Source organism: Rhizobium sp. 05L419, assembly GCF_056397845.1.
This window is the reverse complement of the sequence record NZ_JBFTOF010000024.1, coordinates 21,187-44,174: the sequence shown is the minus strand read 5'-3', so window position 1 is coordinate 44,174 and position 22,988 is coordinate 21,187. Positions and strand designations below refer to the sequence as shown.

The window sequence follows — 22,988 nt, the reverse complement described above, 5'->3', positions numbered from 1 at the left end:
ACCGGGAGGGATTGATGCGCCTTGGAATGCATTTCGCTGCGGCAATGTGCGCGCTGCTGCTGGCCGGCGGTGCGAGCGCGCAGGAGGTCGATTGCAAGAACCCGACAACGCAGTCCGCCATGACGTCCTGCGAGCAGGCTCGCCAGGACGCCGCCGACAAGGCGCTCAATGTCCAGTACAAGAAGACGCGTGCCGTCATGGTTGCCGTCGATGCCGACCTGGATGGCGGCATGAAAGGGGTCGAGAAAGCGCTGGTCACGGCGCAGCGCGCCTGGATCGCATATCGGGATGCGGAATGCGAAGCGGAGGGCTTTCAGGCCCGCGGCGGCTCAATGGAGCCGACGCTGGTTGCCGGGTGCATCGCCAACGTGACCGATGCGCGAACAAAAGAGCTGAAGGCGCTTGAAGACGCGATGAGCAACTGAGGTGGCAAGCTTTATCATGATCGTCGGCAATGGGGACATCGGGGAGGCGGGAGCGGCTGCAGTGTCTGCGGCCGGGTACGTCATCCGGTTCAACGAGTGCCGATCCTATGAGGCGAGCCCCGGCCGCACGGACGTCGTCGCAGTTTGCAATACAGGGCGCCCCGCCAAGGCGATGCTGGGATCCCGGGAATGGGCGGAGCATCCGGCCGTGCGCGAGGCGGCGGCCATCTGGAGCGTTCGCGACCCCGAAAAGTTCGCGGCCCTTCGCGCGCCGCTTGCCGTCTCGCATCCGGAGCTCGATGACTTCTGCGACGACTATACGAAGCAATTCAACGCCTTCTGCGCCGATGCTGGCAAGACGCATGTGGTCGTTGACAAACTGATTCATGAAAGCGTCGACGCCGCGCTGGCGGCTTTCGATCCCGCTCCGTACGTCGTGCCGAGCAGCGGCCTGATCGTGATTGCCGAAGTCATGKACAAATTTCCCGATGCCCACATCTCGCTCGCCGGCTTCGGCCATGCGGGCTGGGAGTGGCATCCCTTTGCTGCCGAAAGGCAGCTCGTCGACAGTTTTGTCGCCGCCGGCCGCGTCACGCGGCTTCCGGCGATTGCATCCCTTTCTTCCTCCCAAGGAGCCTGACATATGCCCTACAAGATTTCCCGCGCCGCCTATGCCGGCATGTTCGGCCCGACCGTCGGCGACAAGGTCCGCCTTGCCGATACGGAACTCTTCATCGAAATAGAAAAGGACTTCACGACCTACGGCGAAGAGGTAAAGTTCGGCGGCGGCAAGGTCATTCGCGACGGCATGGGGCAAAGCCAGGCGACGAGGGCGGCGGGTGCTGTCGATACCGTTATCACGAACGTGGTCATCATCGATCATACGGGTATCGTCAAGGCCGATATAGGCCTCAAGGATGGCCGTATCGCTGCGATCGGGAAGGCCGGCAACCCGGACACGCAGCCGGGGGTGAACATCATCGTCGGCCCGTCGACGGAGGCCATTGCCGGCGAAGGCAAGATCATCACCGCGGGCGGAATGGACGCGCACATCCATTTCATCTGCCCGCAGCAGATCGAGGAAGCGCTGATGTCAGGCGTGACCTGCATGCTGGGCGGGGGCACGGGACCGGCGCATGGCACGCTCGCCACCACCTGCACCGGAGCCTGGCACATCGAGCGCATGATCGAGAGCTTCGATGCTTTCCCGATGAACCTTGCGCTTGCGGGCAAGGGCAACGCATCGCTGCCGGCAGCGCTTGAGGAAATGGTGCTCGCAGGCGCTTCGTCGCTGAAACTGCATGAGGACTGGGGTACCACCCCTGCTGCGATCGACTGCTGCCTTTCGGTGGCCGACGAATACGACATCCAGGTGATGATCCATACCGATACTCTGAACGAGAGCGGCTTCGTCGAGGATACGATCGGCGCCATCAAGGGTCGCACCATCCACGCCTTCCACACCGAGGGCGCCGGTGGCGGGCACGCGCCCGATATCATCAAGATCTGCGGCCAGTTGAACGTCATCCCGTCGTCCACCAACCCGACACGGCCCTATACTGTCAACACCATCGCCGAGCATCTCGACATGCTGATGGTCTGCCATCATCTGTCGCCGTCGATCCCGGAAGACATCGCCTTTGCCGAAAGCCGCATCCGCAAGGAAACGATCGCCGCCGAAGACATCCTGCACGATATCGGCGCCTTCTCGATCATCTCGTCCGACAGCCAGGCCATGGGCCGCGTCGGCGAGGTTGCCATCCGTACCTGGCAGACGGCGGACAAGATGAAGCGGCAGCGCGGTCGCCTGAAGGAAGAGAAGGGCGAAAACGACAATTTCCGTGTGCGCCGCTATATCGCAAAGTACACGATCAATCCCGCCATCGCCCAGGGCCTCAGCCATGAGATCGGCTCTATCGAGGTCGGCAAGCGCGCCGATCTCGTCTTGTGGAACCCGGCCTTCTTCGGCGTCAAGCCCGAGATGGTGCTGCTGGGCGGCTCGATTGCTGCAGCCCCAATGGGTGACCCGAATGCCTCGATCCCGACTCCACAGCCGATGCACTACCGGCCGATGTTTGCCGCCTACGGCAAGCTGCGCACCAATTCCTCAGTCACCTTCGTCTCGCAGGCGTCGCTCGACGCCGGACTGCCGCAGAAGCTCGGCGTCGCCAAGAAGCTGCTGGCCGTCAAGAACACCCGCGGCGGCATCTCCAAGGCGTCGATGATCCACAACAATTTGACCCCGCATATCGAGGTGGATCCGGAGACCTACGAGGTGCGCGCCGACGGCGAATTGCTGACCTGCGAGCCCGCGACCGTGCTGCCGATGGCGCAGCGCTACTTTCTGTTCTAGGCGCTCCTGGCGGCCGGCGCCGAGGTGCCGGCCGTGTCTCGCGTGGCACTTTAAACGAAATCCCCTTAAAGTTGTTGTTTCACGGAATCGTGTTCCACCTTGGGGCGGTGCGTCCGCAATGAGACAACAGCAAGAACCTGTTTTAAAAATATATTTAAAATCAGTGAGTTGAGTTTCCCAATTGGCATATTGATTCAGCTCCGAAAACGTAACGTTTTCAGTCATTTTTCCGATGAAGATCAATTCACCAAAGTCGGTCAAATCTTAGCGGTTCACTTAAGAATTCGGCAGCGGTTGGTATCTAATCAATGTGCTTGGCGCTGGGCAAGAAGGTCGATTCGGATGAGAATTTCACTCCAGGCAGAGCTTGGCGATTTTCAGAATCGCAGCACGATTTACACGTTCGCTCTCAAGATGAGCTTCCTTGCCGTGATGCTTTCGTCGGTTGCAATCACGTTGCTTCTGCCGGTGTTCGATCAGCTTGGCATGCTGCCTGTCTCGCTTGCCCAAGCTATTGTCTACGGTGTCGTTCTCTCCTGGCTGATCGGCGGGGTCGTTTCCGGTGCGCTTGCGCTGGTGGCGGGTCACGCCCTGCATCAGCTCAGCGTTTCGCGCGCCAGGTTCGAGCAGCTAAGCCGCACCGACATGCTCTCTGGCCTTCTCAATCGGCGCGCATTTACCGAGGCGTTGGACCGGATTCAAGTTCAGGCCTGTCTTGCGATCTTCGACGTGGACCGGTTCAAGGCCATCAATGATCGTTTCGGCCACGCCAGCGGAGACGCGGTGATCGTTGCCGTCTCGGCCGCTCTTGCCTCGGCCTTCGGCGGCCGCTGCGTCGCCGCTCGGCTCGGCGGCGAGGAATTCGGAGCGATTGTCGTTGGCACCGTTCAAGAGGAGCGCGTCGCGCAGATCCGATCGGTCTGTGCCCAGCTCGCCGACCACCCCATTGTGGTCGACGGCAATGCGATAAGCATTACCGTTTCGGCCGGCATTGCGGAATTCGAGGCGGATCGAAGCAAGGAGGCGGTGTATTTTGCCGCCGACAAGGCTCTCTACCTTGCCAAGGCGCTCGGGCGTAACCGCGTCGTGCACGAGGCGGAGGGACTGCATCACAAACGGCGCCGGCAGCTGATGGAAAACAGCAAGGGCGCTTCGGCAATCGACATCGACTATGCCGCCGGCGTGAAGAATGCAGGATAGCGGCCGTGCCGATGCTTTGACGCTTGCATAGCGGAGGGCTATTTTGCATGGTCAGGGTCTCAATCGAAATGGACATGCCATGCAGCACGTTACCTCCTATCTTCCGGCCGGCACGCCTTCCTCCCACCCCACCGGCAAGGTCGTCTTGACCCACGATCTAAGGCATCTGCGCCGCAAGCTCCTGCATCTCGAAAACGGCGACATGGTCATGCTCGACCTGAAGGAGCCCGTGCTTTTCGCCAGTGGCGACCTGCTGGTGCTGGAGGACGGAGAACTGATCGAAATCGTTGCTGCAGACGAGAAGCTTTTCGAGATCAAGGGGAGGGATCGGCTGCATCTGATCGAGCTCGCCTGGCATCTCGGTAACCGGCATCTCGGTGCGCAGATCGAGGAGGATCGCATCCTGATCCTACGCGACCATGTCATCCGCGCGATGCTGGAGGGACTGGGTGCGACGGTGGCTGAGGTCTCCGAGCCATTCCAGCCGGCGCGCGGCGCCTATCATTCGCACGGGAGCCATTCGCACGGTCACGATCATGGCCATTCGCACGACTGAGCACTCATGACCGACGATGGCGATCTGCAGGCTTTGCTGCGGCTGATGGCGTGGCTATCGCCGGCTTTCCCAGTGGGCTCGTTTGCCTACTCGGGTGGGCTGGAGCGCGCCGTGCATGACGCCCTCGTGCATGATGGGCCGTCGCTGGCGAACTGGGTTGCCGGGCTGATTGCTCGAGGGGCAGTCTGGAACGACGCCGTTCTTCTTGCTGAAAGTCATCGCGCTCACGGGGAAGCCGCCTCGCTCGCAGCGGTTGCCGAAGTCGCGGAAGCGCTCGCCGGTTCGCGCGAGCGCCATCAGGAAACGATGCTGCTCGGGGATGCGTTTCTGACCGCTGCGCGCGCCTGGCCGGACCCGGTGTTCGACCGGCTGCCGCTGGCCGTCGCCTATCCGGTGGCGATCGGTGCGGTTGCGGGCGCGCATGGCGTTGCATGCAAAAAGGCGATCGCCGCCTTTTTGCATGCCTACGTGTCACAGGCCGTTTCAGCCGGCATCCGGCTGGGTGTCGCCGGTCAGAAGGATGGCGTTGCCATCCTTGCCGACCTTGAAGGTGACATTGCCGCGACCGCACGGCGCGCCGCCGCATCGACGCTGGATGATCTGGGATCTGCGACCATCCAGGCAGACATCATGGCGCTTCGTCATGAGACGCAATCGACGCGACTGTTCCGATCGTGAGGAGGGGCCGGTGTCGTCCCGCCCTGCGTCATTTGCCGGTGGCCGCCTCTAAGGCGCCGCGCTATCATCGTTTTCGATTGGAGTTCAGAACATGAAATCAACAAACGGACCTTTGCGGGTCGGAATCGGCGGGCCGGTCGGCTCCGGCAAGACCGCGCTCACCGAGAAGCTCTGCAAGGCGATGCGCGACGAGTATTCGGTCGCCGTGGTCACCAACGATATCTATACGACCGAGGATGCCGAGGCGCTGATGCGCATGCAGGCGCTGCCGTCCGACCGCATCGTCGGCGTGGAGACCGGTGGCTGCCCGCATACCGCGATCCGCGAGGATGCGACGATCAACCTGCAGGCCATCGCCGGGCTCAACAAGCGCATTCCGGATCTCGACATCGTCTTCATCGAGTCGGGCGGCGACAACCTGGCTGCCACCTTTTCTCCTGATCTTGCCGACATCACGATCTATGTGATCTCGGTCTGCCAGGGCGAGGAAATCCCCCGAAAGGGCGGCCCGGGCATTACCAAGTCGGACCTGCTCGTGATCAACAAGAAGGATCTCGCGCCCTACGTCGGGGCGGATCTCGACGTCATGGATCGCGATGCGACGCGCATGCGCCAAGCGCGACCGTTCGTCTTTTCCGACATGAAGCGCGGCGACGGCGTCGGCTCGATCGTGGATTTCCTGAAGGAGCACGGCGGGCTCTGACCCCCTAGAGCAATTCCAGCAAAAGTGCGTAGCGGCTTTGCGTCCGGAATTGCGTAAGGCAAAAAAGATAGAGCGTTGTCGCGCTTCGAGGAGAAGCGGAAACTCTAGATTTGCTTCAGCGCGTGGATATCGTCGATCGCGCGGGGGCGGTCTGCAAGCGGACGCCCGCCAGGCAATCCAGCGTCGACAGCAGATGCCTGGAGAGGCTGCGCATGATGGCGGTCACGATGCGGGGCCGTTCGTCGAGCAGCGCCCGGACTTTTGCCAGATTAAAGCGTGCAAGGATCACATGGTCCATTGCCTGCGCGCTATAGTTATAGCCTTCGCCGGACAGGATCAGGCATTCGCCGAAACTGTCGCCCGGTTCGCAGATGCTGAGGTCCGCCGCACGCCCATCGGCGCCAAGCCGGTAGAGCCTGACATAACCGCTGAGCACGCAGTAGAAGTGGTGCGCGGTCTCGGCTTCGTAAAACAGGATATCCTGGCTTTCATAGCGGGTCGCCACGGCCAGGACAGCAGCGCATCGCGCTCATCTGCGTCGAGCCCCGAAGCAATCAAGGCGCGGCCAAGCACTGCCCTTTGCGCACCGCTCAATGTCAAACCGTCACTCATCAGTTTCTCCCTGGCTGCGCGGCAAGAGCCGCCACCCGTGACATATTGACGAGGATTACCGGAGACTGAGGTTCAGGAATTGATCTCGATCAATTCCTGAACGAAAAAGAAAGGCCGGAGCGAGCCCCGGCCTTGGTGTTTCTGGAGCGCTATTCCGCCGCGAAGGGGGGTAAGCGAACGACGTTGCCGCCCGATTTGCCGCGCTTGCTGTCCGGCTTCTCGATGGCCGAGACCCGGTCATCGAGCGCGCCGACGGCCTCCGTCAGCTCTTCGCGGGACAACGGCAATTCTTCCTGATCCTTCTTGCCGACGAGGCGGCCGAACGCCCAGCCGAGCAGGCGGGACAGATCGTCCATGATCAGGAAGAAGGAAGGGACGACAACCAGAGACAGAACGGTCGAAACGATGATGCCGCCGATCACGGCAATTGCCATCGGGGCACGGAACGAACCGCCTTCGCCGACGCCAAGCGCCGATGGCAGCATGCCGGCCGACATGGCAATCGAGGTCATGATGATCGGCCGGGCGCGCTTGCGTCCGGCCTCCACCATGGCTTCGACGCGCTGCATGCCGCGATGGCGCATTTCGATGGCAAAATCGACGAGCAGGATCGCGTTCTTGGTGACGATGCCCATCAGCATCAGGATGCCGATCAGCACCGGCATCGAGAGCGGATTGTTGGTGACCAGCAGGCCGACGGCCACGCCACCGATGGCAAGCGGCAGCGAGAACAGGATGGTGAAGGGCTGGATCACGTCCTTGAAGAGCAGGACCAGCACCGTCAGCACCAGCATCAGACCCATCAACATGGCGTTGACGAAGCTCTGCTGCATTTCCTTCTGCACCTTGGTATCGCCGCTTTCGACAAGCTGAACCGTCGGCGGAATGTTGGACTCCTTGACGATTTCGCGGAAGCGGGCCGATGCCGTGTCGAGCGCGACGCCCTGCGGCAAGTCGGAGCCGATGGAGACGACACGGTTGCGGTTGTTACGCTTGATCGAGCTGACGCCCTCCGAATAATCGATATCGGCGACGGTCGCGAGCGGAACGGTTCCACCGCTGGCAGTCTGGACCTTCAACGCCCGGAGAGCGGCAAGATCGCGCCGCATGTCGACCGAGGCCTGGACCCGGATCGGGATCTGGCGATCGTCCAGATTGATCTTGGCAAGGGCTGCATCGACATCGCCGATCGTGGCGACACGGATGGTCTCCGAGATCTGCTGCGGCGTAATGCCGAGGCGGGCGGCCTGATCCTTGCGCGGGCGAACCTGCAGTTCCGGCCGGGGCAGGGCACCATCGGCACTGACGTTTGCCAGCGACGGGTCGGCACGCAGTTTCCCTTCCAGAATGCCGACGGCATTGCTCAGATCCCGCTCGTTCTTGGAGAGGAAGTTGAACGAAAGGTCACGCTCGCCGCGGTCGTTGAGCTTCAGGATGCGCACGTCGGGGATGTGACGGAGCTTTGCAAAGACTTCCTTCTCGATATCCCATTGCGGACGGACGCGGCCGTGAACCTCGACCTTCGGGAGGTGCGGGCCAATGAACGGGATTGCGCCCAGAAAATCGTTCACAAGCTTCTTCAACAACGACTGGTCGAGTTTCTGCAGAGCGAGTGTTACGGTCGCGCGGCGCAGTTCGAGATCGCCCTTCGGCGATGCGCCGCCGAGTACGAAGACGCTATCAACGCCATTGATATCCTTGACGTTCCTGAAGATTTCGTCGGTGGTCGCCTCTGTGTCGTCGAGCGTCGCGTTCGGCGGCAGTTCGACCGAAAGGACGATGCGGGACGCATCTTCCGGCGGCAGGAAGCTGCCCGGCACCTGCGCAAGCAGGGCCACCGAGCCGATGAGGAAGCCGATTGCGGCAATCAGCGTCGCATAGCGGGTCCACCAGCGGCTGGTCGTAGCACGCACGAGCCGCGTATAGCCGCGGAAGAACCAGCCGTCGTTGTCGTGGTGGTCTTCGATGCCGTCTTCGGGACTCATCAGATAGGCTGCCATCATCGGCGTGATGAGGCGGGCGACCATCAGTGAGAAGAATACGGAAAAGGCGACCGTCAGGCCGAACTGGATGAAGTACTGGCCGGGGATACCCGGCATGAACGACACCGGCACGAAGACGGCGATGATCGTGAAGGTCGTGGCGATAACCGCAAGGCCGATTTCGTCGGCGGCCTCGATGGCGGCGCGATACGGCGTCTTGCCCATTTTGATATGGCGGGCAATGTTTTCGATTTCGACGATCGCGTCATCGACAAGAATACCGGTCGCCAACGTCAATGCCAGGAAGCTGACGAGGTTCAGCGAGAAGCCCATCAGGTCCATGATCCAGAAGGTCGGGATCGCAGACAGCGGCAGCGCGACCGCCGAGATCAGCGTCGCGCGCCAGTTCCGGAGGAACAGGAACACGACGACGATGGCGAGCAGCGCGCCTTCGAGCAGCGTGTCCATGGCGGCTTCGTAATTGCCGTAGGTGAAGTAGACCGAGTCGTCGATGAGCTCGATGTTGACGTTCGGGTTCTCGGCCCGCACCTTTTCGAGGCTCTTCGATACGGTTTGCGCGACGCTGACTTCGCTGGCACCCTTCGAGCGGAACACGCCGAAGGTGACGACAGGCGTCTCGTTGAAGCGCGAGAAGGATTTCGGCTCTTCGTAGGTGTCCTTGATGGCGCCGAGATCGGAGACCTTGACGAAGCGGCCGTTCGGCAGCGCGATCGTCGTATTGGCAAGCTCCGCGACATTGCGGGCGTCGCCGAGCACGCGGATCGCCTGCTCGCTGCCGGCGACCTGACCGCGACCGGAGCCGAGGTCGACGTTGGTGCCGCGAAGCTGCTGGTTGACGCTTGCAGCGGTGATGCCGTGGGCGTTGAGCTTGTCGGGGTTGAGTTCGATGCGCACCTCGCGCTCGGCGCCGCCGTAGCGGTCGACGCGACCGATGCCGGTCTGACCCTGCAGCGAGCGTTTGATGGTGTCATCGACGAACCAGGAAAGCTCCTCGAGCGTCATATCAGGCGAGGAAACCGCGAAGGTCTGGATCGCCTGGCCTTCGACGTCGATCTTGGAAACGATCGGCTCTTCGACGTTGGCAGGCAGGTCGCCGCGGATGCGGTCGATCGCGTCCTTGGTGTCCTGCACGGCCTGTTCCGTCGGCACTTCCATGCGGAACATGATGACGGTCTGCGAGTGACCGTCGGAGACGGTCGACTGGATTTCGTCGATGCCGGTGATGCTGGCGACGGCGTCTTCGATCTCCTTCGTCACCTGCATTTCGAGCTCGGCAGGCGACGCACCGCTCTGGGTCACCGAGACCGAGACGAGCGGAACGTCGATGTTCGGGAAGCGCGTGATCGGCAGCTTGTTGAAGGCCTGAATGCCCACGAAAAGCAGCAGGGCAAAGGCCAGAAGCGGCGCGATGGGATTTCGGATTGACCAGGCTGAAAAGTTCATCGGGCCGTCTCTTAGTTGGAAGCCGGGGGCTGTTCACGAACCGGCGTGATGCGGTCGCCGTCGCGGACATAGGCGCCCGCCTTGGCAACGACTTCCTCGCCAGTCTTCAGCCCTTTGGTGATCTCGACATAGGCGCCATCCTGGATGCCCGTCTCGACCTTGACGAATCTCACGACATTGTCTTCGACCTTGCGGGCCGAGGAGCCGTCATTGCCGGTCAGCACAGCCGAGAGCGGCAGTGCTACGTTCTCAGCCGTGCGCACGATGATCTCGGCGCTGCCGTACATGCCAGAGCGCGCCTTGCTGCTGTCGTCGATCAGGATGTGAACCAGACCAAGGCGCGTCAGCGGGTCGACGGTCGGCGAAACGAGGCGAACTGAGCCTGATAGCTTCTCCCGGCTTCCAGAAAGCGACAGCGTCGCCTTCTGGCCGGGCTCGATCTTGACGATGTCGGTCTCGCCGACCTCTGCAACGAGCTCGATCTTGTCATCGCGGATGATGGTGAAGAGTGGTTCGCCAGTGCCTGACGCAATGGCGCCAACCTTGGCGTTCTTGGCAGAAACCGTGCCGTCGACAGGCGTTTTGACATCCGTGCGGGCAAGCTTGAGATCAGCGTCGGCGATCTGGCTGTCGGTAACCTTGATATCGGCAATTGCGACCTGGATCGCCTGTTCGGCGGAGGATACGCGCGCGTTTGCGGATGCTGCGGCTGCATCTGCCTGCTCGACCGTCGCGGTGGAAACGGTGCCCTTCTTGCCCATCTCCTGGGCGCGGGCCTGCTGCTGGCGTGCCTGTTCGGCATTGGCCTGCGCTTCGATCAACTGAGAGCGCAGCTGCGCCAGGCTTGCCTCGTTCTTGGCCTTCGTGGCCAGCAGCTGGCTCTTCTGCAGCAGAAGGGCGTCGTCGTTGAGCGTAGCCAGCGCGCTGCCTGAGCGGACCCGGTCGCCGACATCGGCGTTCAGCGCGCGAATCGACAGGCCCTCGACTTGAGGCTGGATGTAAATCTCCTCGACCGGCTTTACCGTTCCGGTCGCGATGACGCGGTCCACCAGCGTGCGGTTGGATGCTTTGGTTACCACGATAGCGGGCAGGTTCTGCTGCGGTTTGGCGACCGGTGCCTCCTGGGCAAATACCGTCGAAGCCGCCAGGGCAGCCAGGAAAACAGTAGAGGCGCGTAGAATGTTGAGTGGCGTGCGTGCCATGCGTCTTCGTCCAGTCCTTGACAAGGTCAGCCAAACTCGCGCGTTATCATAAGCTCGCGAAAGGCCTGTTTCCGTATTTTTATTCTCAGAGTTATTCCCGCRTCTTCCGCCGTCTCTTACTTGAGAGGTCCCACGTCCGGCAAAATCGGATTGTACGTGGTATCGTTTTGTCCATCGCGCAAGTCCGGCAGAAAATAATTCCTCATGAGATTCATACTAATTACCATCGGAAGGCAAATCAATCACCGGCGGGTTATGCAAGCATTACGATAGTTGATCACTTTCATATGTCATAATGACGTCCGAACCAGTGGCGATGCGACACCGGCCTGGTAATTTCTCTCGTTTGCCAAAGAAAAACGCGCGGATCAGCTCCGCGCGTTCTTTTTGTGTCGAATGCAGACTACTTGGCGGCTGCGTCCGTGATGTCGTGCGTCCAGGCGCCGGTAGGCTCCTTGCTGATGATCTTCTGATCGAGGAGGGCCTTGGCCGTACGATCATAGAGCGTCGTGTCGAGCTTGCCGGTGCCGTCGCCGATCAGCTTGGCGACTTCGCCCATCATGCGCTTTTGATGGTTTTCGTCCTGGCCGCCGGCATCGACGACGATCCCGGCCGCTTCGTCGGGGTTCTCGACAGCGTACTTCCAGCCCTTCATCGAAGCCTTGACGAACTTGGCCATTTTTTCCTTGAAGGCAGGGTCCTTGAGCTTGTCTCCCGAGGCATAGAGGCCGTCTTCGAGAAGATCGTTGCCCATGGCGGTGTAGTTGAAGACCGTCAGCTCTTCCGGCTTGAAGCCGGCATCGATCGCCTGCCAGTATTCATTGTAGGTCATGACGGAGATGCAGTCGGCCTGCTTTTGCAGGAGCGGCTGCACGTCGAAGCTCTGCTTCAGCACCGTCACGCCATCAGCGCCGCCTTCGGTCTTGAGGCCGAGCTTGTTCATCCAGGCGAAGAACGGATATTCGTTGCCGAAGAACCAGACGCCGAGCGTGTGGCCCTTGAAATCGGCTTCGGTCTTGACCGGGCCGTCCTTGCGGCAGATCAGCTCCATGCCGGACTTCTGATAGGGCTGGGCGATGTTGACGAGCGGGACGCCCTTTTCGCGCGCCACCAGCGCACCACCCATCCAGTCGACGATCACGTCGGCGCCGCCGCCGGCAATTACCTGCTCCGGTGCGATATCGGGACCGCCCGGCTTGATGTCGACGTCGAGGCCCTCTTCCTTGTAGTAGCCCTTGTCCTTGGCGACGTAGTAGCCGGCGAACTGCGACTGGGTGACCCATTTCAGCTGCAGCGTCACCTTCTCTGCAGCCATCGCATTGGCTGCGGCAAGCGACATCGCGCTCGCCATCATTGCCACAATCAGTTTTTTCATTTTCTTGTTCCCTCTGAAGTTATGCCCAATCCCTTTTGCGGGAATAAAGCGACGCCTAGCCACCACGGATAGACGGATGCCAGAAAGTCACCGCCCGTTCTGCAAGGGCGACGACGCCATAAAAGATCGAGCCGGCAAGCGCCGCAACGGCGATTTCCGCCCAGACCATGTCGACATTCATGCGCCCGATCTCGGTGGAAATACGGAAGCCCATGCCGACGATCGGCGTACCAAAGAACTCCGCGACGATGGCACCGATCAGCGCCAGCGTCGAGTTGATCTTCAATGCATTGAAAATGAAAGGCATGGCTGCGGGGAGCCTGAGCTTCAGCAGGATCTGCCAATAGTTGGAGGCGTAGGTCTGCATCAGGTCACGCTCCATCGGACCGGATGCCGCGAGGCCGGCGACGGTGTTCACCAGCATCGGGAAGAACGTCATGATGACAACGACCGCCGCCTTCGACTGCCAGTCGAAGCCGAACCACATGACCATGATCGGTGCGACGCCGATCATCGGCAGCGCGGAAACCATGTTGCCGATCGGAAGCAGGCCACGGCGCAGGAAGGCGACGCGGTCGGCGAGGATCGCGACGACGAAACCGCTGGCGCAGCCGATGACGTAGCCGGCGAGCACGGCCTTGAAGATCGTCTGCCTGACGTCCTCGCCGAGCGTCGGCAGCGATCCGACAATGCGCGCGCCGATGGCACTGGGCGGCGGCAACAGGACGAAGGGAATGCCGGCGCCGCGGGTGAGCGATTCCCAGATGATCAGGATCCATGCTCCGAAGATGGCGGGAATCAGGAGCCGGAGGAGCGACCGTTGGGAGCCCGATGCGGGTTTCATCTCCGAAAGCTCCGTGACGCAGCGCCAGGCCAGCAACCAGCAGGCGGCCATCAGGAGGAAGAATGACTTCGTCGCAAGCCCCTCGTTGCCGGTGATGCCCGACAGCAGCAGCCAAGCGGCCCAATGGGCGCCGACGAACAGGGCCGCGGTCACATGGAGCCTCGGGAGCGGGGCGAACGAGACGAGCGCTGTGGCCACGATCAAGGCGATGGTCAATGCCACCGTCGTCTGCGAGACGGGTTGCGGTGCACCGGCGCGAAGGATCGGCAACGTCACCAGTGCCAATACGGTGAGGAGTAGCGCGAGCGCTCCCTGCCAGGAAAAAGCCAAGTGCTTCATGCCGGTCTCCCGCCCATCGACTTGTCGACGATCTTGGCCACCAGCCCGACGACCGCAATCAGGAGCGCCGCAAGAACCGAGCCGGCGACGAGGGCGGCCCAAATGTCAATGGTCTGGCTGTAGTAGGAGCCGGCCAGGAGCTTGGAGCCGATCCCGGCGACTGCGCCGGTCGGCAGTTCGCCGACGATGGCACCGACGAGGCTTGCGGCGATCGCAACCTTCATCGACGTGAAGAGGTAGGGAACGGAGGCCGGCACGCGCAGCTTCCAGAAGGTCTGCGCGGCGGATGCGTTGTAGGTGCGCATCAGATCCAGGAACATGACCTCGGGCGAACGGAGGCCCTTCACCATGCCGACTGTCACCGGGAAGAAGGACAGATAGGTGGAGATCAGAGCCTTCGGTATGAGGCCCGTAATGTTGATCGCGCCGAGGACCACGATCACCATCGGGGCGATCGCCAGGATCGGTATGGTCTGCGAAGTGATGATCCACGGCATGAGGCTGCGGTCGAGCGCCTTGATATGAACGATGCCAACGGCAATCAGGATGCCGAGCAGGGTGCCGAAGCTGAAACCGAGGACCGTGGAGGAGAGGGTGACGCCGCTGTGATAGACGAGGCTGCGGTTGCTGGAGAGCTTGCGCAGGAAGGTGTTCTCGAACACGTTCTGCGCCACCTGGTGCGGGGCGGGCAGCAGCGGCTTGGGCTGGGAGAGGGTCTGTTGGATGAACTCTACGGTGCCGGGCGTCAGGTTGCCGCGGATGTTCATGTCGCGCTGGAAGGGCGCGTTCATCAGCATGGCGGCGATGTACCAGATGACGACCAGAACGCAGAGGATCGAGACGACGGGGACGAACTTGTCCTTGAGCGTGTCAGGTTTCATGTGCTTGCTCCTCTTCCCCCGCTGGGGAGAAGGAAATGCCGGCGAGCCTAATGCTCATAGCTGTGCCCCGCTCTCAGACCCTCGCGGACGCGGTGGGCGATCTCGAGGAATTCGGGCGTCTCGCGGATGCCCAAGGGGCGTTCCTTCGGAAGCGTGGAGTCGATGATATCGGTGACGCGGCCCGGGCGTGGCGACATGACGACGATCTTGGTCGAGAGGTAGACGGCTTCCGGGATAGAGTGGGTGACGAAGCAGATCGTCTTGTTGGTGCGCGCCCAAAGCTTGAGAAGTTCTTCGTTGAGGTGGTCGCGGACGATCTCGTCCAGTGCGCCGAAGGGCTCGTCCATCAAAAGCAGGTCGGCGTCGAATGCCAAAGCGCGGGCGATCGAGGCGCGTTGCTGCATGCCGCCTGAGAGCTGCCAGGGGAATTTCTTTTCGAAGCCGGAGAGGTTCACCAGCTCGAGCGCCTCGGCGATCCGCTTTTTCCTGTCGGCGGAGGGGTAGCTCATGATTTCCAGCGGCAGGGCGATGTTTTTTTCGATGGTCCGCCAGGGATAGAGCGCGGGCGCCTGGAAGACATAGCCGTATGCGCGTGCCTTGCGGGCTTGCTCCGGTGTCATGCCGTTGACCGTGATGTCACCCGAGGTCTTCTTCTCAAGATCGGCGATGACACGCAGAAACGTCGTCTTGCCGCAGCCGGAGGGGCCGATGAAGGAGACGAAGTCGCCCTTGCGCACATCGAGGTTGACGTTGCTCAGCGCATGCACCGGAGCATCGTTGGCCTGGTAGGTGAGACAGAGATCCTTGGCGGATACGACGGAGGCAGCTTGCGTCAATGCTGATGGACCCTGTTTTCCCCGCGCCGAGGCGGTTTGCGTGATAGTATGAGTACCGGTTTTCAATGAACCGGCAAGCTCCATGGAGGATGAGGATGGACGCAACATTAAAGCCTACCTGTCATGTTGTCCGCCCGAGCCATGCCTATGACGGCAAGCAGGGGCTGAGTTACTTCCGAGGCATCGCCGCCGAGACGGTGGGCGCCAAGGGCATCTGCATGCACCTCCTGACGATCCCGCCCGGCGTGCGCGCCAAGGCGCATCTGCACGAGGCGCACGAAACGGCGATCTACATGCTCTCTGGCGAGGCACACACCTGGTACGGCGACAAGCTGGAGCATCACGTGATCGTTCACGCCGGCGAGCTGTTTTACATTCCGGCCGGTGTGCCGCATCAGCCGGCGAACCTCAGCAGCACGCCCTGCACGGCGATCATCGCCCGCACCGACCCGAACGAGCAGGAGAGCGTCGTGCTGCTGCCGGAACTGGACGCGCTGGTGCAAGGCTGAAGCCACGATCAGACCCCGCTTGCCGGAATGCCGGATCGCTCGACCTTGCGCGGCGCGGTGATCTCCTTCCAGGTCGACAGCGCCTTGCTTACGGCCGTGACCGGCTCGCGCCTGACGAACTCGCCGTGGCCCTCGCGGGTCTTTATCGTATCCTCTTCGATGGCGACCACCCCGCGCGTCAGCGTGTAGCGCGGCAGGCCGGTGACTTGCTTGCCCTCGAAGACGTTGTAATCGATCGCCGACTGCTGGGTTTGGGCTGAAATGGTCTTCGAACGCTTCGGATCCCAGACGACGAGGTCCGCATCGGCACCGACCAGGATCGCACCCTTGCGGGGATAGATGTTGAGGATCTTGGCGATATTGGTTGAGGTGACGGCGACGAACTCGTTCATCGTCAGGCGGCCGGTGTTGACGCCATGGGTCCAGAGCATCGGCATGCGGTCCTGGAGCCCGCCGGTGCCGTTCGGGATCTTGGTGAAGTCGCCGATGCCATAGCGTTTCTGGTCTGTTGTAAAGGCGCAGTGGTCGGTGGCGACGACCTGCAGCGAGCCGGAGGCAAGGCCTGCCCAAAGCGAGTCCTGATGCTGCTTGTTGCGGAATGGCGGCGACATGACGCGGCGGGCGGCATGGTCCCAATCCTTGTCGAAGTATTCGGTCTCATCGAGCGTCAGGTGCTGGATCAGCGGCTCGCCATAGGCGCGGATGCCTTTCTGGCGGGCGCGGCGGATCGCTTCATGGGCCTGTTCGCAGGAGGTGTGGACGATATAGACCGGGCAGCCGGCCATGTCGGCGATCATGATGGCGCGGTTGGTGGCCTCGCCTTCGACCTCGGCCGGGCGGGAATAGGCGTGAGCTTCCGGCCCGTTGTTGCCTTCGGCCAGAAGTTTGGCAGACAGCGAGGCAACGACGTCGCCGTTTTCGGCGTGGACCAGGGGCAGGGCGCCGAGCTCGGCGCAGCGCTGGAAGGAGGCGAACATCTCGTCGTCGTTCACCATCAGCGCGCCCTTGTAGGCCATGAAGTGCTTGAAGGTGTTGATGCCCTTCTCCTCAACGACGGTTTTCATCTCGTTGAAGACCTGCTCGCTCCACCAGGTAATCGCCATGTGGAAGGAATAGTCGCAATTGGCGCGGGTCGACTTGTTGTCCCACATGGTCAGCGCTTCCAGCAGCGACTGCCCGGGCGAGGGGAGCGCGAAGTCGACCACCATCGTCGTGCCGCCGGCAAGCGCGGCGCGCGTGCCGCTTTCGAAGTCGTCCGAAGAATAGGTGCCCATGAAGGGCATTTCGAGATGGGTGTGAGGATCGATGCCGCCCGGCATGATGTAACAGCCCGATGCATCCAGCGTCTCGTTTCCGGAAAGGTTCGGGCCGATCTCGACGATCCTGCCCCCCTCAATCTTCAAGTCCGCCTTGTAGGTCAGGTCCGCGGTGACGACTGTTCCGCCCTTAATGACTGTGCTCATGATCGTTCCCTTGAGTTTGCTTGCCGCGGCTCTGCGTCCGCCAGGAATAAAGAAGGCGGGAGTGATCCCGCCTTCCGTCATGCAACGATTTCGGCTGTCTCGACGACGGCGTGGAAAAGGACATCGGCGCCGGCCGTGGCCCATTCCTTGGAGATCTCTTCCGCCTCGTTGTGCGAAAGACCGCCGACGCAGGGGCACATGACCATCGTCGCGGGTGCGACCTTCGCCGCCCAGCAGGCGTCGTGGCCGGCGCCTGAGATAATGTTCATGTGGCTGTAGCCAAGCCGCTCGGCAGCGTTGCGAACGGCGGTGACCAGTTTCGGATCGAAGGTCACCGGCTCGAAGTGGCCGATTGGTTCGATCGAACAGCCAACGCCGAGCGCGTCCGTAATCTTTGGCGCCTCGGCCTCGATCTTCGCGCGCATGCGGTCGAGCTTGGCCTTGTCGGGCGAGCGGATGTCGACGGTGAAGACGACCTTGCCCGGAAGCACATTGCGAGAATTGGGCGAAAAGAATACCTGGCCAACGCCGCCGACGGCGCCGGGCTGGTTTTCCATGGCGACGCCCTGAACCATTTCGATGATACGCGACATTGCCAGGCCGGCATTGACGCGCAGGTTCATGGGCGTTGAACCGGTATGGGCTTCCCTGCCGGTCAGCGTGAATTCGAGCCACCACAAGCCCTGACAGTGGGTGACGACGCCAATCTGCTTTTCCTCGGCCTCAAGGATCGGGCCCTGTTCGATATGATACTCGAAGTAGGCGTGCATCTTGCGTGCGCCGACCTCTTCGTCCCCGACCCAGCCGATGCGCTTCAACTCTTCGCCGAAGGTCTTGCCCTCAGGATCCTTGCGGTCATAGGCGTATTCCAGCGAGTGAACACCGGCGAAGACGCCGGAGGCGAGCATGGCGGGCGCAAAGCGTGCGCCTTCCTCGTTGGTCCAGTTGGTGACGACGATGGGATGCTTGGTCTTGATGCCGAGGTCGTTCATCGTCCGCACGATTTCGAGCGCGCCGAGAACGCCTAGCACGCCATCGTACTTGCCGCCGGTCGGCTGCGTGTCGAGATGCGAGCCGACGTAGACGGGCAGGGCGTCCGGATCGGTGCCGGGGCGGGTGGCGAACATCGTGCCGATCTTGTCGACGCCCATCGTCATGCCTGCGGCTTCGCACCAGGTCCTGAAAAGGCTGCGCCCTTGCGCATCGGCATCAGTCAAGGTCTGGCGGTTGTTGCCGCCCGATATGCCGGGGCCGACCTTTGCCATGTCCATGAGACTGTCCCAGAGACGGTCCCCATTGACGCGCATGTTCTCGCCTGGTGCTGCCACCATATCCGTATTCCTCACCTGTTTTTTCGCAGTCATGCAAGGCGCATGCCCGCTCGTTCCCGCAGTCAATTTCTGGCGCTCTTGTTTGTTTTGTTCAGCGCCGGAAAATCGCCAGTTGCCTTTGCTTTGCATCTGACAGATAATTTGACCGATTGGTAAACATTACAACTTCCATCGCCGGGCTCAAGACGAAAATCAGGAAAAATACAGACAAAATTGCGAGCAAATGCTTATTTTTCAAGCAATCCGTCGAATATGCTCTCGATTAAGCGAAGCCGTTGAAGTTGAAGGGAAAACAAGGGCGATATGGCAATTCCGAGAGCAGCGAGGACGCAACGGCGCACGCGCATTCAGGAAGAGAAGGAAGAGCAGATCCTGGAAGCCGCGCTCGATGTGTTTTCGGTCAGCGGTTTTCGCGGCTCGACGATCGACCAGATCGCCGAAGTGGCGGGCATGTCGAAGCCCAATCTGCTCTATTATTTCCGTACCAAGGAGGCGATGCACCGGGCGTTGATCGACCGTGTGCTGTTCACCTGGCTCGAGCCGCTGCGCGCCTTCGATGCCGAGGGCAATCCGGAGAGCGAAATCCGCAGCTATATCAGGCGCAAGCTGGAGATGGCGCGCGACTTTCCGCGCGAAAGCCGGCTCTTCGCCAACGAAGTGCTGCAGGGAGCACCGCATATCGAAGACGAACTCAAAGGGCCGCTCAAGGATCTTGTGGACGAGAAGGCCGAGGTCATCCGGGTATGGGCCAGAGCCGGGAAGATCGCAAAATGTGATCCCTACCACCTGATCTTCTCGATCTGGTCGACGACGCAGCATTATGCGGATTTCGATGTCCAGGTGCGCGCCGTCCTCGGCCAGGGGCAAGCCGGCGAGGGCCGCTTCGAGGATGCGGCCCGCTTTCTCGAACAGCTTTTCATCGACGGGCTGACCATCCGGCCTGCTCAGCCGACCTCATGATTTGACGATCGGCGGCAGTCGGCCAAGAGCGCTTGCGACGCTTTCGATCGTATAGGGCTTCTGCAGCACGTTGACGGCGAAAGCGCCATACGCTTGCGAGACGCCTTCGCCGTAGCCGGTCGCGACAATCACGGGTATTTTCTCTGCCACCAGCCTTTCGGCGACGGAGAGGCTTGTCTCCTCGCCCGGATGGACATCAAGCACAGCGAGATCGAAGTGGTGACTGTCGATCGCCTCCAGCGCCTGCGCTACATTGGGGGCCAGCGTGACGCGGCGTGCGCCCAGCTGAAGAAAGATGTCTTCGCCATCCATCGCAATGATCAGATTGTCTTCGAGCAAAAGGAGGTCGAGGCCGGTCAACGGCTTTTCTTCGACAGGTTCGAGGGCATGGTCATCCGATGGTCGGGATCGCTCGGAAATCATGGAAACCGCGCCCTCGACAAAGGTCGAAAATTTCGCGGGGATGCAGAAATGCGCCCGCAAGCCTTCCGGTTCGTAGTGAACCTCTGTCTCGCCGCCAAGCTCGTAGGGGATCGATCGGCGGATGATCGTTGTGCCGAACCCCTGCCGCATCGGCTGCGCAACCGGCGGTCCGCCGCTTTCCTGCCAGTCGATGACAAGATTTCCATCCTCATCTTTCCGCCAGGCGAGCGTGACGCCGCCGCCGTCATCGCCGAGGCTACCGTACTTTGCGCTATTGGTGACGAGTTCGTGAAAAACCAGCGCGGCGATCGAGAATGCCTGCGGTGCGAGCAGCACTTCGGGGCCGGAGATGGCAATGCGTGCCGGGTTCTTGCCGAAATAGGCTGCGACTTCGGCCTGAAGCAGAGCGCGGAGCGGCGCGGGCGCCCAGTGATCACGCGTAATCTGGTCGTGGGCTCGCGCAAGGGCCTGAACGCGACCCTCGAGATGACCGATGAAATCGGACGCACTGTCCGTCGTGCCGCGCGACTGGCGGATCAGCCCGCTGATCAAGCTCAGAATGTTGCGGACGCGGTGGTTCAGTTCGGCGATCAGAAGCTGCTGCCGCTCGTTCGCCTGCTGGCGCACGGCATTCGCCTTGTCGGTCAAGCGCAACACCACTTCGATCAGCGTCACGCGGATCGTTTCGGCGACGCGGAGCTCGGCCGTGGAGAACGGGTGCGAGTGATCCCGGACCAGTTCCGACCAGGTCTCGAAGCTCTTGCGCGGCGTCAGGCGCGGGCCGTTCGGCCCGTATTCCACGGGCTTGTGTGGATCACCCGCCCAGCGGACGCTGCGGACGATTTCCTGCCGGAACAGGACCACGTAGTCGCGCGGCGATCGGGATATGGGAATTGCGATGAGGCCGGCCACGACACCGTTCGGCATCACACCCGGGGAGGATTGCGATATATTGTCCGTCGCAAAGACGCGGCCGGCTGCATTCCGGTTCAAGATCCGGACGAGTTCTGAAAATTGCCCCTGCGTTGGCGCAAGGCCGCTCAGGGCGCAGCGGCCGTCGATCCAGACCCCTATTCCATCCGCGGGAATCGCATCGGCAAGCGCTTCAATCAGCCAGGAGGGATCGTCCAGAAGGCTGGCATTGTCCGCGACCGATGTCAGAAGCCGATCGGCGATCTGCCGGGCCTTCGTTTCGAATTCCAGCGTCAGCCGTCGCTCGCGGCTTTCCAGGCGGGAGGCGAACATCTGGCCGAACAGCTCCGAGACGGTGCGGCGTTCGAACGAGGGGAGACGCGCCGAATAGTGGTGGCAGGCAAACAGACCCCATAGCCTCCCGTCGACGACAATCGAGATGGAAAGCGATGCGCCAACTCCCATGTTCTTCAGGTATTCGATGTGGATCGGCGATACCGACCGAAGCATCGATATCGACAGGTCGAGCGGGCGACCATGTGCATCCAGCTCGGGCAATACCGACACATTGACGGCACCGACGTCGGCAATGATGCGGAAAAGATTGCGCGTATAAAGCGCGCGCGCCTGGACCGGGATATCAGAGGCCGGATAGTGGAGGCCCAGGAACGAACCGATACCGGAGCGTGCCGCTTCGGCCACGACTTCGCCGGCGCCGCTTTCGTCAAACCGATAGACCATCACCCGGTCGAAGCCTGTCAGCGCACGCGCCTGCCTTGCCCCCTCCCGGAAGAAAGCTTCCAGCGTGCCTGCCTGATCTAGCCTCGCCGTCATGCTTCGGATGGACGCGGAAGAACCGCCCTGGCTCCCCTCCTGTGAAGGTTCGGCCTCGATGACGACCTGCTCGTCGCTCATATGAAGCGCAATGTCGAAAAGCGGGCCGCCTTCGGACAAGGTCACGCCGAACAGCCGCTCGACCATATCAGGACCCTGCATGATGCTCAGACGATTGCGGAGTGCATGGATGGTCTTTGAATGGATAATCTGCGACACCGGCTGGCCGGTGATCGCCTCATGGGACACGCCAACGAACTGCTCAAGGTTCGCGGAGGCGCGCGCCACCAGCCAGTCCGATGAGACGACCAGCAGGAAACCAAAGGGTTGAATGGATCCCAGCCTGTGGATCGGTTCGCGATCACAGTTGGTCAGATCGACCCTGTCAATCTTGTCGGTCACGAGACGGCAAGCTCCAGCTGAAGCTCGGCTGCGTTGCGGAAGAGCGCGAAAACTGTCCGGGCAGCTTCGATCGCCCGGGCCTCGTCCGTGACTGCGACGTCCAGGGCATCCATGAAGCTCCTGGCGCCTCCCTTCGGGCCAAGCGGCGCCAGATAGCGGGACGGCAACGATGCAGGCACTCTTTTCGCCAGCATGGCGCCCCCCAACTTTGAACCCTCGAGAACATAGGCTGCACCCCATAGTGCCGCGTGACCTTCAAATGGCGGCACCGGCAACAGTGGGGGCGTTTGGGCACCAAGGTCTGCCAGATCGGCAACAAGCAGATGGCGGCGTCTGCGGGCCGGCCAGTCCAGCAATAGCGAACCTATGCCCGCCTCTTCGAGGCCAACCTCTACGGCCGGAATTATTCTGGCGTGTGCTGAAAGAAAGGCGCGATACGCAATCGGATCTGCCAGATCGAAGCGACCAAAGATATCGTCTACCGCTGCGTGGCAATCGCTGGTGTGGGCGCGAAGCGCGCTGCGAAAAGGCATGCTGTTGAATTTCCGATCCCGTCCATCGAATTCCTGGCAGAATTTCAGATATGAGGCAGGAAGTTCGCATTTCCACTGCAGACGTCAAGAAACTTGAGCGCTGACGGCCGAAAATTCAATTGGGAAGGTACCTTACAAGCGCGCCTGGGACAGCGGTCGGAAAGGTAGGCG

At 61.5% G+C, this 22,988-nt stretch carries 20 protein-coding genes; 9 read left to right on the top strand and 11 right to left on the bottom strand.

Annotated elements, in window-relative coordinates:
* Window positions 1-14 precede the first annotated feature (14 nt).
* The 7 genes from AC1DMK_RS24205 to ureG all read left to right on the top strand — a co-directional run bounded on the left by AC1DMK_RS24205 (window position 15) and on the right by ureG (window position 5,915).
* On the top strand, window positions 15-425 hold the full coding sequence (locus AC1DMK_RS24205) for a lysozyme inhibitor LprI family protein (RefSeq protein WP_477862649.1): 411 nt from the start codon (window positions 15-17) through the stop codon (window positions 423-425).
* 16 nt (window positions 426-441) lie between these two features.
* Window positions 442-1,065 carry a Urease operon accessory protein gene (locus tag AC1DMK_RS24200; RefSeq protein ID WP_477862802.1) on the top strand — a complete coding sequence of 208 codons (624 nt, stop codon included), beginning with the start codon at window positions 442-444 and terminating at the stop codon, window positions 1,063-1,065.
* 3 nt (window positions 1,066-1,068) lie between these two features.
* The gene (gene ureC / locus AC1DMK_RS24195; protein WP_477862647.1) at window positions 1,069-2,778 is read left to right on the top strand and encodes an urease subunit alpha; all 1,710 of its coding nucleotides are present in this window, start codon (window positions 1,069-1,071) and stop codon (window positions 2,776-2,778) included.
* A 336-nt stretch (window positions 2,779-3,114) separates the two neighbouring features.
* Complete coding sequence (locus AC1DMK_RS24190) at window positions 3,115-3,978, top strand: GGDEF domain-containing protein (RefSeq protein ID WP_477862800.1); 864 nt, start codon at window positions 3,115-3,117, stop codon at window positions 3,976-3,978.
* A 79-nt stretch (window positions 3,979-4,057) separates the two neighbouring features.
* A complete protein-coding gene (ureE, locus tag AC1DMK_RS24185) occupies window positions 4,058-4,534 on the top strand; it encodes an urease accessory protein UreE (RefSeq protein WP_037062406.1) in 477 nt (158 codons plus the stop codon).
* 6 nt (window positions 4,535-4,540) lie between these two features.
* Window positions 4,541-5,212 (top strand): urease accessory protein UreF, encoded by a 672-nt coding sequence (locus AC1DMK_RS24180; protein WP_037062404.1) that lies wholly within the window; start codon window positions 4,541-4,543, stop codon window positions 5,210-5,212.
* A gap of 91 nt (window positions 5,213-5,303) precedes the next feature.
* The gene (gene ureG / locus AC1DMK_RS24175) at window positions 5,304-5,915 is read left to right on the top strand and encodes an urease accessory protein UreG (protein WP_477862644.1); all 612 of its coding nucleotides are present in this window, start codon (window positions 5,304-5,306) and stop codon (window positions 5,913-5,915) included.
* Window positions 5,916-6,030: 115 nt separating this feature from the next.
* Here ureG and AC1DMK_RS24170 read toward each other — a convergent pair whose 3' ends face one another.
* The 7 genes from AC1DMK_RS24170 to AC1DMK_RS24140 all read right to left on the bottom strand — a co-directional run bounded on the left by AC1DMK_RS24170 (window position 6,031) and on the right by AC1DMK_RS24140 (window position 15,450).
* The gene (locus tag AC1DMK_RS24170; RefSeq protein WP_477862642.1) at window positions 6,031-6,420 is read right to left on the bottom strand and encodes a Crp/Fnr family transcriptional regulator; all 390 of its coding nucleotides are present in this window, start codon (window positions 6,418-6,420) and stop codon (window positions 6,031-6,033) included.
* 256 nt (window positions 6,421-6,676) lie between these two features.
* On the bottom strand, window positions 6,677-9,973 hold the full coding sequence (locus tag AC1DMK_RS24165; protein ID WP_477862641.1) for an efflux RND transporter permease subunit: 3,297 nt from the start codon (window positions 9,971-9,973) through the stop codon (window positions 6,677-6,679).
* Window positions 9,974-9,984: 11 nt separating this feature from the next.
* Window positions 9,985-11,175, bottom strand: coding sequence for an efflux RND transporter periplasmic adaptor subunit (locus tag AC1DMK_RS24160; protein WP_477862639.1), 1,191 nt, complete (start codon window positions 11,173-11,175; stop codon window positions 9,985-9,987).
* Window positions 11,176-11,578: 403 nt separating this feature from the next.
* Window positions 11,579-12,550, bottom strand: a complete 972-nt coding sequence (locus AC1DMK_RS24155) for an ABC transporter substrate-binding protein (protein ID WP_037062397.1) — start codon at window positions 12,548-12,550, stop codon at window positions 11,579-11,581.
* A 55-nt stretch (window positions 12,551-12,605) separates the two neighbouring features.
* Entirely contained in the window at window positions 12,606-13,733 is a 1,128-nt protein-coding gene (locus tag AC1DMK_RS24150) for an ABC transporter permease (RefSeq protein ID WP_477862636.1), read from the bottom strand.
* On the bottom strand, window positions 13,730-14,614 hold the full coding sequence (locus AC1DMK_RS24145) for an ABC transporter permease (protein WP_037062394.1): 885 nt from the start codon (window positions 14,612-14,614) through the stop codon (window positions 13,730-13,732). Before AC1DMK_RS24145 ends, AC1DMK_RS24150 begins: the two co-directional genes overlap by 4 nt.
* Before the next feature lie 47 nt (window positions 14,615-14,661).
* The gene (locus AC1DMK_RS24140; protein ID WP_477862635.1) at window positions 14,662-15,450 is read right to left on the bottom strand and encodes an ABC transporter ATP-binding protein; all 789 of its coding nucleotides are present in this window, start codon (window positions 15,448-15,450) and stop codon (window positions 14,662-14,664) included.
* Between the two features lie 95 nt (window positions 15,451-15,545).
* On the opposite strand from AC1DMK_RS24140, the gene AC1DMK_RS24135 reads away from it, so the two are divergent.
* On the top strand, window positions 15,546-15,959 hold the full coding sequence (locus AC1DMK_RS24135) for a cupin domain-containing protein (protein WP_037062392.1): 414 nt from the start codon (window positions 15,546-15,548) through the stop codon (window positions 15,957-15,959).
* A gap of 8 nt (window positions 15,960-15,967) precedes the next feature.
* Here the strand turns inward: AC1DMK_RS24135 and hydA are convergent, their stop codons facing one another.
* Window positions 15,968-17,422, bottom strand: a complete 1,455-nt coding sequence (gene hydA, locus AC1DMK_RS24130; RefSeq protein WP_477862632.1) for a dihydropyrimidinase — start codon at window positions 17,420-17,422, stop codon at window positions 15,968-15,970.
* A 77-nt stretch (window positions 17,423-17,499) separates the two neighbouring features.
* Window positions 17,500-18,753, bottom strand: a complete 1,254-nt coding sequence (locus tag AC1DMK_RS24125) for a Zn-dependent hydrolase (protein ID WP_037062391.1) — start codon at window positions 18,751-18,753, stop codon at window positions 17,500-17,502.
* A gap of 303 nt (window positions 18,754-19,056) precedes the next feature.
* Here AC1DMK_RS24125 and AC1DMK_RS24120 point away from each other — a divergent pair, with 303 nt between their 5' ends.
* A complete protein-coding gene (locus AC1DMK_RS24120) occupies window positions 19,057-19,713 on the top strand; it encodes a TetR family transcriptional regulator C-terminal domain-containing protein (RefSeq protein WP_477862630.1) in 657 nt (218 codons plus the stop codon).
* On the opposite strand, the gene AC1DMK_RS24115 is transcribed toward AC1DMK_RS24120, so the two are convergent.
* Window positions 19,708-22,284 carry an HWE histidine kinase domain-containing protein gene (locus AC1DMK_RS24115; protein ID WP_477862628.1) on the bottom strand — a complete coding sequence of 859 codons (2,577 nt, stop codon included), beginning with the start codon at window positions 22,282-22,284 and terminating at the stop codon, window positions 19,708-19,710. The genes AC1DMK_RS24120 and AC1DMK_RS24115 overlap by 6 nt on opposite strands.
* Window positions 22,281-22,817, bottom strand: coding sequence for a biliverdin-producing heme oxygenase (locus AC1DMK_RS24110; protein ID WP_477862626.1), 537 nt, complete (start codon window positions 22,815-22,817; stop codon window positions 22,281-22,283). Before AC1DMK_RS24110 ends, AC1DMK_RS24115 begins: the two co-directional genes overlap by 4 nt.
* Window positions 22,818-22,988 lie beyond the last annotated feature (171 nt).